This window comes from Saccharothrix sp. AJ9571 (assembly GCF_021725495.1).
Taxonomy (GTDB): domain Bacteria; phylum Actinomycetota; class Actinomycetes; order Mycobacteriales; family Pseudonocardiaceae; genus Amycolatopsis; species Amycolatopsis magusensis.
In genome coordinates this window covers 9,787,394-9,798,195 of the sequence record NZ_CP091382.1, presented here as the reverse complement: position 1 = coordinate 9,798,195, position 10,802 = coordinate 9,787,394, and the positions used below count along the sequence as shown (strand labels likewise).

Here is a 10,802-nt window from a genome sequence, read left to right as displayed (position 1 = left end):
GTACCTTGGCGGGATGGACCCGGTGGAGACGCTGCTGGCGTGGAGCATCCCGGTGGGCACCCTGCTGATGGTGGCGGTGGGGGTGTTCGAACTCGTGCGCGCCAGGCGGCGCAAACGGGCGGGCACCCCGCTCACCGCGACCTACATCAACGAGGTCACCGCGATGTTCTACGGCACCAAGCGCCGGGAGCTGGAACACCGGGCGTCGGTGGAAATGCTGCGCGACGAAGAGGGCGACAGCGCCCCGCCCGCCTACGGCATCGACCTCGACCGGGGCACCGTCACCCTGCCGCCCGGCGGTCGAGCTTCCGGAACGCGCTGAACAGGTAATAACCGGTCACCGCGGTGAGCACCATGCGGACCACGTTCAGCGCGTTCCACTGCCACGCCGTGGCGGTCAGGTCGGCTGAAAGGTAGTCCTCGCCGAACATCCGGCGCAAGAGCACGGCGATGACGTACGCGGACAAGGCCACGTTCACCACCGCCACCACGCCCGCGCGCCGGTAGTCGCGCTTCAGCTCGTCGTCGCGGTTGCGCCACCAGAGCACCCAGATCAGCAGGATCGCCAGCTGTGTCACCGGCACGAAGTACAGCGTCGGGCTGGTGCTGGCGAAGAACTCGTGCAGCCGGGTGAACTGCGCGGGGTTGTCCTGGACCCAGTTCGGGGAGAACACCACGGCCTCGTAGAGGTTGCCGAAGAACCAATACGCCATCCCGAGCACGGCGACCAACGTGAGCCGCCGCTGACTGGTCACCGTCACCCACCCGATCGTAGCCCTCCTCCGGGGACACGAATGTGGCTTTGGGGGCCGAATCCGCCCCCAAAGCCACATTCGTGTCCGGCCGGGGTGCGCCGAGTGTGTGGAACTCAGCGTCCTGAGCGTGGAGTTCATCTGCACGAGTGTGGAGTTCGGCTGCGGGAGTGTGGGACTCGCCGGGGATGGGATGAATTTGGGCAGGCGAATGCTATGAGTGGGGCATTACTTGCGTTCATTGCAAGTAATGCCCCACTCATAGCATTCAGGGCGGGGTCAGGGGGTGGTGCGCAGGGCGGTGACGGCGGGGGCGTACATGGTGGATTTGATGGCGCCCAGCGTGCCGCGGTCCTTGCCTGCCAGGCCGCGGACCACGTCGCTCGCCTCGTCCAGCAGTTTCGACTCGGCGGCGATGGCGTCCACCAGGCCGAGGTCGCGGGCGTCCGGGCCGCCGAAGCGGCGGCCGGTGGTCATCGAGGCGACGGCCGCCGCCGGGGTGAGTTTGCCCTGGATGAGCGCGGCCATGCCCGGGGTGAACGGGATGTTGATGTCCGCCTCCGGGAAGCAGAAGTAGCCGCGGTCCTCGCGCATCACGCGGAAGTCGTGCGCCATCGCGAGCATCGCCCCGGCGCCGAAGGCGTGGCCGTTGAGCGCGGCGACCGTCGGCACCGGCAGCGTCAGCACCCGCGCGAACAGTTCCTGCACATCGGTGACGTACTGGCCGGCCTGGTCCCCGTGGGCCATCAGCCATTCGAGGTCGAGGCCGTTGGAGTAGAACTTGCCGCCGCCGACGGTGACCAGCACCGCCGGTGCCGAGCCCTCGGTGACGGTGTCCAGCGCGGAGTGGACGCTTTGCAGCCACTCCGGGGAAAAGCGGTTCTCGCCGTCGCCGAGGTCGAGTACGTAGACGGGTTCCTGGTGCTTCAGCTCGGGCACATTCAGTCCTTTGTGGATCGGTGGTGGTCGGGTGGGTCGATGGCGAGCACCGCCCGCACGGCGGCCTCGAGTCGTCGCCGGGTGTCGGCGCTGACACCGTCGCCCGGTGGGCCGCTCAGCGCGCGGCGGAACAACGCGGTCGGCAGGTCGACCACGCAGGTGGTGAGCACCTCGACGGCGGGACCGTCGCGGCGGCCCCACATCCGGTGGGTGAGCCGGACCAGTAGCGACACCACGCGCTTGTCCAGCGCGAGGAGGTCGTCGGCGAGTTCGCCGGGCAGGTCCGGGCCGAGCAGGTGCTCACGCTTGACCAGCAGCAACATGCGCGCCGCGGCCGGGCGGCGCTGCGCGAAGACCGCCGGGGTGCTCGCGGCGCCCAGCACCGCGTCCACCGGGTCGTCCCGGTCGGCCAGTTCGATCTGCAGGTCGAGGAAGTCGCTCGCCGCCCGCAGCCAGACCCGGCCGAGCAGCGCGTTGATCGAGCCGAAGGCGTGGTAGATCGTGCCGTTCGGCACGCCGGCCGCCGCCGCCAGCGACCGCGCGGTGACCCCGGCCGCCCCGACCTCGGCGACGAGCCGCTCGGCGGTGTCGAGCAACGCGTCGAGGTCGTGCACACGAGGGCGGGGCATGCCGGCGACTATAACAGAACACGTGCTCCAAAACTCGGAAGTGAGCTAGCCCACCGGTTTCCGGGCGCGCACCTGCCACCCATCACCGCGGACCGTCGCGTGGAGGGTCGCGGCGCCGGTGACCGGGGTGATCTCGAAGCGGTGCGTCCGGTCCGTGCCCGCGCGCAGGGGCGCGGACGGCTGGGCCGCCGGGATCGCGGTCCACCCCTCCGGCAGCGTGAGCTGGACGTCCCCACGCGGCAGTGCTTCACCGGTGGCCGCGACGGTGACCTCCGCGGTGAACGGCACGCCCGGCTCGACCGTCTCCGGTGCCGTGATGGCCACCGAAGCCAGCGCCGTCACCTCGTACCGGTGACCCCGCTCGGCAGCCAGCGTGATCCGCTCGCCGTCGTGCGCGACTTCGACGGTCTCGCCGGTAGTCGTGTCGCGCACATCGAAGGGACCGGCGAAGAGTCCACTTCGGACATCCGCGGTCCCGGTCCGGCCCGCGGCCAGGCCGAGCCGGGTGGCTGAGCCACCGCTCCACTCGACGTCCACGGTCAGGTCCCCGCGAGCCCGCAATCCCCGCACCGAACCGCTGTCCCACGTACCCGGCAGCGCGGGCAGGATGTCCACCGCGTCCGCGTGGCTCTGCAGCAGCATTTCCGCGACCCCGGCGGTGGCCCCGAAGTTGCCGTCGATCTGGAACGGCGGGTGGGTGTCCCAGAGGTTGGTCAGCGTGCTGTTCTTGAGCAGTTCCGAGAGCATGGTGTGCGCGTGGTCGCCGTCCAGCAGGCGCGCCCAGAAGTTGATCTTCCATGCCTTGCTCCAGCCGGTCCCGCCATCCCCGCGAGCGGTGAGCGAGACCTTGGCGGCTTCGGCCAGTTCGGGTGTCTCGCGCGGGGTGACCTGGTTGCCGGGGTGCAGCGCGAACAGGTGCGACACGTGGCGGTGCTGGTTGCCCGGGTCGTCCTGGTCGGTCTTCCACTCCTGCAACTGCCCCCAGGAACCGATCCGCAACCCGGGGTCCAATCGGGACAGTACGTCCCCGGCTTCGGTGGCGAAAGCGTTGTCGCCCAGCAGGTTCGCGGCTTCGACGGTGCTGGTGAGCAGATCCCCGACGATCTGCTGCGACATCGACGCCCCGGCGGTGAACGGTCCCTGCTCGGGCGAATAGCTCGGGGTGACCACCAGTTTGCCGTCGCGCGGATCCACCACCAGCTCGTCGATCCAGAACCGCGCCAGCGACTTCAGCATCGGGTACGCCCGGTCGCGCAGGAACACCTCGTCGCGGGTGAACCGGTAGTGCTCGTAGTAGTGCTGCGCCAGCCAGGCACCGGATTCGGGGAACCAGAACGCGGTTGCCCAGTCGTGCACCCCGGTGAAGCCGAACGGGTTCGTCTCGTTGTGCACCACCCAGCCGCGGTTGCCGAACATCTCCTGGGCGGTCACCTCGCCCGGCGGCACCATCGAGTCCACGTAGTCGAACAGCGGAGCCGTGGTTTCCGCGAGGTTCGTCGTCTCGGCGGGCCAGTAGTTCATCTGCAGGTTGATGTTCACGTGGTAGTCGGCGCTCCACGGCGGTGAGGTGGAGTTGTTCCACACGCCCTGCAGGTTCGCCGGCAGCGAGCCCGGCCGCGACGAGGCGATCAGCAGGTACCGGCCGTACTGGAAGTACAGCACCTCCAGCGCTTTCCGGGCGGCGGGCGAAGCCGAACCGTCCTGGTAGGAGCGCAGCAGGTCGTCGGTCGGCATCGCGGGCGGCTGCTGGCCGAGTTGCAGGTCGACCCGGTCGAACAAGGCACGGTGGTCGGCGACGTGCGCGGACCTCAGCACGGGCAGCCCCTTGGCGACCGCCTGGTCCACGCGCTGACTCACGCCGGAAGCCGGGTCCTCACCGGTCCGGTAGGCCGGATACGCGGGGGAGTAGTCGGTGCCCGCGGCGAGGATCAGCGTGACCGCGTCCGCGTCCTGGACGGTGACCGAGCCGTCCGCGTTGTCGGTGCGCGTGCCGCCGTCGTTGAGCACCTGGACCTGGGAGGCGAAGCGCATGCCGTTGTCGTGCAGGCTCCCGGAAAACGAGAGACGGCCGTCTCTCGCTGACGCCGATTTGGACCGGTTGTCCGGTGCGGTGATCGCGGCGGTGAAGCCGACCCGTCCCGGCTCGCCCGCGGACAGGCGCGCGACGATCACGTCGTCGGCGGCGGAGGCGAAGTACTCGCGGGTGAATTCGGTGCCACCGGAGGTGTAGCGCACGCCCGCGGTGGCGGTCGAGATGTCGAGGTGACGGCGGTAGTCACCGACCTCCGGGGGTGCTTGCGGCTGCGTCAGCCGGAGGTCGCCGAAGGTCTGGTACGCGCCGAAGCCGTGTTTCGGCTGGCCGAGCTGGTCGGCCACCCATTCCGGATCCGCCTGGCCTTCGGCGGCGATCCGCTGCTGGACCGCTTCGAGCGCGCCTGGTCGCGGGGCGGTCCAGTTGCCGAAGTCGTAGCCGGGCGAGCCGGGGCCGCCGGTCCACAGCGTCTTCTCGTTGAACTGGAGCTGCTCGGCCTGGACGCCGCCGAACACGCTCGCGCCCAGCGCCCCGCTGCCGATCGGCAGCGACTGGGACTCCCAGTCGGTGGCCGGTTCGTCGTACCAGAGCGTCATGCCGTTCTCCTGGCGCGGCCCGGCGGCCTCGCTCGGCCCGGCGGCTTCGCCGAGCGCCGGGATCGTGGCGGTCAGCGCCCCGACAGCGCACACAGCGAACACGGCGAGCCACCTGCGTGCCTTCGTCCTGGTCATCAGGCTCCCTCGGCAAAGATCGGATGCATCCACGGTGATGTCCGGGCGAACGCCGGGTTTGGCGGGATGTCACGCTCAAGTCATCCGATGTCCCGGCTGTTCGACGATAAGGGCATCCCGGAATCGAGGGCAAGACCCCGACCGGCGGTGCGAGGTACGGTGAGGCGTGCCTTCAGCGGAACAAGAGACGGTCTTCACCTACGGCGCCCCGGCGCTGAAGTACGGGAGCGGCTCGAGCGACGAGATCGGATACGACCTGACGCAGTACGGCGCGCGGCGCGTGCTCGTGCTGACCGACCCGGACGTGGCGGCGACCGGCTGGCCGCGCCGGATCGCCGACGGCATCGCCGGGTACGGCATCGAAGCCGAGGTCTTCGACGCCGTGCACGTGGAGCCGACGGATGTGAGCATGGCCAAGGCGGTCGACCACGCCCGCGCCCACGGCCCGTGGGACGCCTTCGTCGCGGTCGGCGGCGGGTCCAGCATCGACACCGCGAAGGCGGTCAACCTGCTGACCAGCAACGACGGCGAGCTGCTGGACTACGTCAACGCGCCGGTCGGCGGTGGCCGGGCGCCGAGCAAGCCGCTGAAGCCGCTGGTGGCGGTGCCGACCACCACCGGGACCGGCGCGGAGAGCACCACGGTGTGCGTGCTGGACGTGCTGTCGCTGCGGGTCAAGAGCGGGATCAGCCACCTGCGGCTGCGACCGGCGCTGGCGGTGGTCGACCCGCGGCTGACGGTCAGCCAGCCGGCCGCGGTGACCGCGGCGAGCGGGATGGACATCCTGTGCCACGCCGCCGAGAGCTACACCGCGAAGCCCTACACCGCTTACCCGCGCAAGCGGCCGGAGGAGCGGGTGCCGTACTGCGGGGCGAATCCGCTGGCGGACATGTTCGCCGAGGAATCACTGCGGCTGCTTTCGCGGTCGTTCGCCGCCGCGGTGACGGACGGCTCGAACCTCCAGGCACGGGAGGACATGGCGCTGGCGGCCACGTTCGCCGGGCTGGGGTTCGGCAACGCGGGCGTGCACATCCCGCACGCGAACGCGTACCCGATCGCCGGGCAGGTGCGGGACTTCCACCCGGAGGGCTATCCGGGGGACGAAGCGATGGTGCCGCACGGGATGGCGGTGGCGCTGACCGCGCCGGCGGCCTTCCGATTCACCTTCTCCGCCGCGCCGGACCGGCACCTGCGGGTGGCGCGGTTGCTGGCACCGGAGTTCGAGTGGCCGGGGGACGCCGAAGAGCACCTGCCCGCCGTGCTGCGTGACCTGATGCGGCGCATCGGCATCCCCAACGGGATCGGCGCGGTGGGCTACTCGGAGTCCGATGTGGACTCGCTGGTCTCGGGAACGGTGAAGCAGCAGCGGTTGCTGGCCACGGCACCCCGGGAGCCGTCGGAGGAGGACCTGGCCGAAATCCTGCGGGGGTCGGTGGAGCTGTGGTGAGCGAGTACCCCTTCGTGCAGTCGGTTCCGCTGCGGTGGAAGGACAACGACGTCTACGGGCACGTCAACAACGTGGTGCACTACTCGGTGATGGACACGGTGATCAACACCTGGCTGATCGAGCAGGGCGGGCTCGACATCGAGCACGGTGCGGTGATCGGGTTGTGCGTGGAGTCGCACTGCAACTACCGGGGCTCGGTGTCCTTCCCCGGTTCGCTGGAGGTGGGCCTGCGCGTGGGGCACCTGGGGCGGTCGAGCGTGCGCTACGAGATCGGCATGTTCTCCGGGGCCGGTGAGCTGATCGCGGAGGGCTACTTCGTGCACGTGTTCGTCGACCGGGGATCGCGGCGGCCGGTGGAGGTCGACGGCGGCCTGCGCAAATCGCTGGAAGCCTTGATCGCCGCTGTGTGAGGATCGGCCCATGAGCTTCTCGTCGACCGGCCGCGTCACCACCCCGGTGCTGGACATCGCCTACGAGCAGGCGGGCGATCCCGGTGGGGCGCCGGTGGTCCTGCTCCACGGCTTCCCCTACGACGTGCGTGCCTACGACGAGGTCGCCGGGGCGCTGGCCGGGCGTGGTGCTTTCGTGGTGGCGCCCTACCTGCGCGGCTTCGGCGGGACGAGCTTCCGCGATCCCGCGACGGTCCGATCCGGGCAGCAGGGCGCGCTGGCGCAGGACCTCTTGGACCTGCTCGACGGGCTCGGCATCGAGAAGGCCGTGGTCGCCGGGTACGACTGGGGTGGCCGCGCGGCGTGCATCGCCGCCGCGCTGTGGCCGGAGCGGGTCACCGGACTGGTCAGTGTGGACGGTTACAACGTGCAGAACCTCGCCTACGCGGGCGAACCCGCGCCGCCCGAGTGGGAAAGCACCTACTGGTACCAGTACTACTTCCACTCCGAGCGCGGCAGGCGGGGGCTCGAGCGCAACCGCGAGGAGTTGTGCGAGCTGCTGTGGCGGCAGTGGTCGCCGGAGTGGGCCGCGGCGGCGGAAGCCTTCCCCGCCAGCGCGCCGAGCCTGCACAACCCGGACTTCGTCGACGTGGTGATCCACTCCTACCGCCACCGCTACGGACTCGCCGACGGCGATCCCCGCTACCAGGACATTGAGGCCCGCCTGGCCGCGGAGCCGCTGATCACCGTGCCGTCCGTGGTGCTCGAAAGCGGCGCGGACGGCGTCGGCGGCCCCAGCGCGGCGGAGGACCGCGAATACTTCACCGGCGCGTACACCCACCGCTTGCTGCCGGGTATCGGCCACAACGTCCCGCAAGAATCCCCCCACCCCTTCGCCGACGCCGTAACCGCCCTACTGCCCTGACCATGCCGCCCCAAGCCACGCGCGCCCGAGGCGGCCAAACGCTATGAATGCGGCATTACTTGCATTCAACGCAAGTAATGCCCCACTCATAGCATTCGGCAGAGCCGTCACCCCCCAGCGCAGCCACCACCAACCCCCAGCGCAACCGCCGCCCGGGCACTCCACCAGGGACCCGCCCAGACCCCCCACCCCGCCCCGGTCCACAGCCAAAAACACGGCGAAGACCTCGATGTCAAGGCATCTCTCCCGCCTTGACATCGAGGTCTTCACCGTAGTCACACTAAAAAACCGGGGCGGTCCCAGATACCACCTACGACCGCCAAGTATCGTTCAACCCAAGCGTGCAACCCGTAGCCGTAGCCGTCCGGTTCCCGCCCGATTCCCAGGTGACCGTGCCGCCCTCCTTGCGCAGGTACTTGTACTGGAACGCGGTCCCCTTCGGCAGCCCGGCCGTGGCCGTCCACAGTGGATAGTTCGCCGAGGACATCGGCACGGCGTTCGCCGGGTTCCACGAACCCAGCTCCGGCCGGTCACCGACGACGAAGAGGCTCTGGCCCCACGTGGTCGTCGCGTTGACCGAGAAGTTCGCCGAGACGTGGGCGCACCCGTTCGCGTACCGCTGCTTGACCACCGACGGCGTCTCCACCGGCGCGCCCGCGTCGATCGAGTGCGCGAGCCGGACGAACTGGGCCATCGACCACGCCAGCGGGGTCGCTGAGCCGGTGCCTTCGCCGAAGGTGAAGCCGCTGGCGCTCGCGCGGTCCCAGACCTGTTCGGGGATCAGGTAGCCCGGGTTGGCCGCGGCCGCCATGGTGGCCAGGTGCGTGGTCGCGGACCGCCCGTTGGCGAGTTCGTACTCCCCGCGCTCGCCGGTGAGCAGCGGCCACAACCGGCCGACACCGGCGCCGGTGTACGGGCCGCCGGAGGCCGTTTCGCCGTAGCCGTCGTGGTTGTACCGGTACCACAACGGCCCGTTCGGCGTGGTCACCTTGATCGTCGAATCCACCTCGGGCAGCGAAGCCGCGACGTCCGGATCGGCCGGGGGCTTCACGCCGAGGCGCACCAGTTCCAGGAAGCCGGCGTCGATGATGGAGCGTTCGTCGTGGTTGCCGCCGCCGTTCTGGATGAAGATGTTCTGGCCGTCGTTCGGATTGCCGTTGCCGTCGATGCGCTCGAAGTACCGGCCGTCGCCGAGCGGACCGGAGGTGGTGAAGGTCCAGCCGGTCACCTGCGCCTGCCACTGGTCGGCGGTGGTGCGGTAGGTGTTCGCGCTCGCGGTGTCGCCGTTGCGCTCGGCGATGTCGGCGGCGCAGATCAGCCCGGCGATCTCCGCGGCGATGGTGGACGGCGAGTAGCCGCCGTTCTCCTCCCAGCGTTCCTGCGGGGTGGACGGGCCGCGTGAGACCAGGAAGTCCGCCGACTTCTTCACCTTCGCCCACATCGCCGCGTCGAACCGGTTCAGCTGCCACACCAGCACGATCGGGAAGGCCACCTCGTCGAGTTGCAGGCTGGTCCAGCAGTTGGTGCCGTCGAGCCGGGTGTTCTGCGGGAAGGAGCCGTCCGGCCGTTGCTGGACGTTGAACAGGTAGTCGGCCGAACGGTTCGCCGCCGCGGTGTCCCCGGCGGCGATCTGCGCGGTCGACACCTGGTACAGGTCACGCGACCAGACGGCGTGGTAACCGCAGTCGCCGGTGCCGTTCCCGTCCTTCGCCTCACCCCAGGGGTTGGTCAGCGAAGCCACGTTCGCGCCGAGGTAGGTCTTGTCCTCGTGGGCTTTCAGCGTCATCAGTGCCACGTTGTACTGCGTGGTCAGCCCGCCAGCGGTGATCGAGCCGGGCACCGCGTCCAAAGAGGACAGATAGGCGTCCCAGCCGGCGCGGTAGGCGGTGTCGGCGGCGGCGAAGCCACCGGCCAGTGAGGCCGAGGCGTTGGCCGAGGCGGCGCCGCGATTGCCACCGAAACCCAGCGCGAGGGTGAAGGTGGTGTCCGTGCCGACCGGGATCTGGCCCAGCTGCACCAGGTTCCCGGGCGTGGAGGCGGAGTCGTACTGCGTGTCGAGCGCGTGGTTGCCGCTGAGGTCGGCGTAACCGTCGCTCGCGCTGCCGCTGTACCCGCTGGTCAGCTTGGTGAAGCCGGTGGAGGCGGCCAGTGCGCTGGACACCGGGCCGTCGGAGGCGACCAGCTGACCGCCGGAGGTCGCGCCGGTGTCGCCCATGCCGCTGTTGTTCAGCGACGGGTTGTAGAGCGCGTAGAGCTGCAGCGGCCCGCCGCTGAGCACCTCGAACCGGGTCTGGACCAGCACGGTCGCCCTGGCCGGGTCGGCGGTGTGCGTCTTGGTGATCCGGTAGCGGCCGTTGGCCGCGGTGTTGACCTGGCGGTAGCTCAGCGAGCGCGGATCGGTGAGCACTACCTGCTTGCTGGTGTGGTCGCGTTCCAGCTGGGTGAACCCGGCCCCGTCGGAGACCACGTACTGCAGGTCCTGGACGTTGGCCACGTCCACGGTCGGGTAGTAGACCTCGTGGCTGATGCCCTGGCCGAGGGTGAACCAGACCTTCGAGGCGGTGGTGGCCGAGGTGCCGAATCCCTCCTTGCCACCGGTGGTCCAGGCCGCGCCGGTGCCCGGCGCGCCGGGTGCCTCGGCCGCCGCCGAAGCGGCGGGCGCGGGTAGTGCGAGCAGGGAAAAGGACAGCAGGGTGGCAGCTGTCCTGGTGCGCGAACGGGTCATCGCGGGGGTCCTTCCCACAGGCGTCGTCGGCGGCAGGAATTTGTTGTTCGTCGCAACATATTCGTCGGCGGGGCCGGGCGACAGGGCCGATCGGGGTAACCGGACCACGGCCACCACTGGTCCGGCCGGTAGCTCTTTCCACTGGATGAATCACCGGAAAGCGTCAGCGATCAGCCCCGAACGGCGGTATGAACGCCGGACCCAAATCATTTCGTGCACCCGTTTTCCGTTCG

At 69.8% G+C, this 10,802-nt stretch carries 9 protein-coding genes; 4 read left to right on the top strand and 5 right to left on the bottom strand.

Going from position 1 to position 10,802, the window contains the following annotated elements; translation table 11 throughout:
* Positions 1-13 precede the first annotated feature (13 nt).
* A complete protein-coding gene (locus L3Q67_RS44610) occupies positions 14-322 on the top strand; it encodes a DUF6191 domain-containing protein (RefSeq protein WP_499187415.1) in 309 nt (102 codons plus the stop codon).
* Here L3Q67_RS44610 and L3Q67_RS44605 read toward each other — a convergent pair.
* The 4 genes from L3Q67_RS44605 to L3Q67_RS44590 all read right to left on the bottom strand — a co-directional run bounded on the left by L3Q67_RS44605 (position 282) and on the right by L3Q67_RS44590 (position 5,083).
* Positions 282-761, bottom strand: a complete 480-nt coding sequence (locus L3Q67_RS44605) for a hypothetical protein (RefSeq protein ID WP_499187414.1) — start codon at positions 759-761, stop codon at positions 282-284. The two genes, L3Q67_RS44610 and L3Q67_RS44605, sit on opposite strands and share 41 nt — an antisense overlap.
* A 270-nt stretch (positions 762-1,031) precedes the next feature.
* Positions 1,032-1,691 carry an enoyl-CoA hydratase/isomerase family protein gene (locus L3Q67_RS44600; protein ID WP_499187413.1) on the bottom strand — a complete coding sequence of 220 codons (660 nt, stop codon included), beginning with the start codon at positions 1,689-1,691 and terminating at the stop codon, positions 1,032-1,034.
* Between the two features lie 2 nt (positions 1,692-1,693).
* Positions 1,694-2,320 (bottom strand): TetR/AcrR family transcriptional regulator, encoded by a 627-nt coding sequence (locus L3Q67_RS44595; protein WP_499187412.1) that lies wholly within the window; start codon positions 2,318-2,320, stop codon positions 1,694-1,696.
* A 45-nt stretch (positions 2,321-2,365) separates the two neighbouring features.
* The gene (locus L3Q67_RS44590) at positions 2,366-5,083 is read right to left on the bottom strand and encodes a glycosyl hydrolase family 95 catalytic domain-containing protein (RefSeq protein WP_499187411.1); all 2,718 of its coding nucleotides are present in this window, start codon (positions 5,081-5,083) and stop codon (positions 2,366-2,368) included.
* A 166-nt stretch (positions 5,084-5,249) separates the two neighbouring features.
* Here L3Q67_RS44590 and L3Q67_RS44585 point away from each other — a divergent pair, with 166 nt between their 5' ends.
* Genes L3Q67_RS44585 through L3Q67_RS44575 form a run of 3 tightly spaced genes read left to right on the top strand, consistent with a single transcriptional unit; the run spans position 5,250 to position 7,844 of the window.
* The gene (locus L3Q67_RS44585; protein WP_499187410.1) at positions 5,250-6,530 is read left to right on the top strand and encodes a hydroxyacid-oxoacid transhydrogenase; all 1,281 of its coding nucleotides are present in this window, start codon (positions 5,250-5,252) and stop codon (positions 6,528-6,530) included.
* Entirely contained in the window at positions 6,524-6,940 is a 417-nt protein-coding gene (locus L3Q67_RS44580; protein ID WP_499187409.1) for an acyl-CoA thioesterase, read from the top strand. The genes L3Q67_RS44585 and L3Q67_RS44580 overlap by 7 nt, the downstream gene beginning before the upstream one ends.
* A gap of 10 nt (positions 6,941-6,950) precedes the next feature.
* A complete protein-coding gene (locus L3Q67_RS44575) occupies positions 6,951-7,844 on the top strand; it encodes an alpha/beta fold hydrolase (protein WP_499187408.1) in 894 nt (297 codons plus the stop codon).
* A 310-nt stretch (positions 7,845-8,154) separates the two neighbouring features.
* Here the strand turns inward: L3Q67_RS44575 and L3Q67_RS44570 are convergent, their stop codons facing one another.
* Positions 8,155-10,569, bottom strand: a complete 2,415-nt coding sequence (locus L3Q67_RS44570; protein ID WP_499187407.1) for a glucan 1,4-alpha-glucosidase — start codon at positions 10,567-10,569, stop codon at positions 8,155-8,157.
* Between the last annotated feature and the right edge of the window lie 233 nt (positions 10,570-10,802).

Bases quoted from the DNA above. Each gene is read 5' to 3' on its own strand.
- L3Q67_RS44590 (WP_499187411.1), bottom strand. From the start codon at position 5,083: ATGACCAGGACGAAGGCACGCAGGTGGCTCGCCGTGTTCGCTGTGTGC.
- L3Q67_RS44570 (WP_499187407.1), bottom strand. From the start codon at position 10,569: ATGACCCGTTCGCGCACCAGGACAGCTGCCACCCTGCTGTCCTTTTCC.
- L3Q67_RS44575 (WP_499187408.1), top strand. From the start codon at position 6,951: ATGAGCTTCTCGTCGACCGGCCGCGTCACCACCCCGGTGCTGGACATC.
- L3Q67_RS44595 (WP_499187412.1), bottom strand. From the start codon at position 2,320: ATGCCCCGCCCTCGTGTGCACGACCTCGACGCGTTGCTCGACACCGCC.
- L3Q67_RS44610 (WP_499187415.1), top strand. From the start codon at position 14: ATGGACCCGGTGGAGACGCTGCTGGCGTGGAGCATCCCGGTGGGCACC.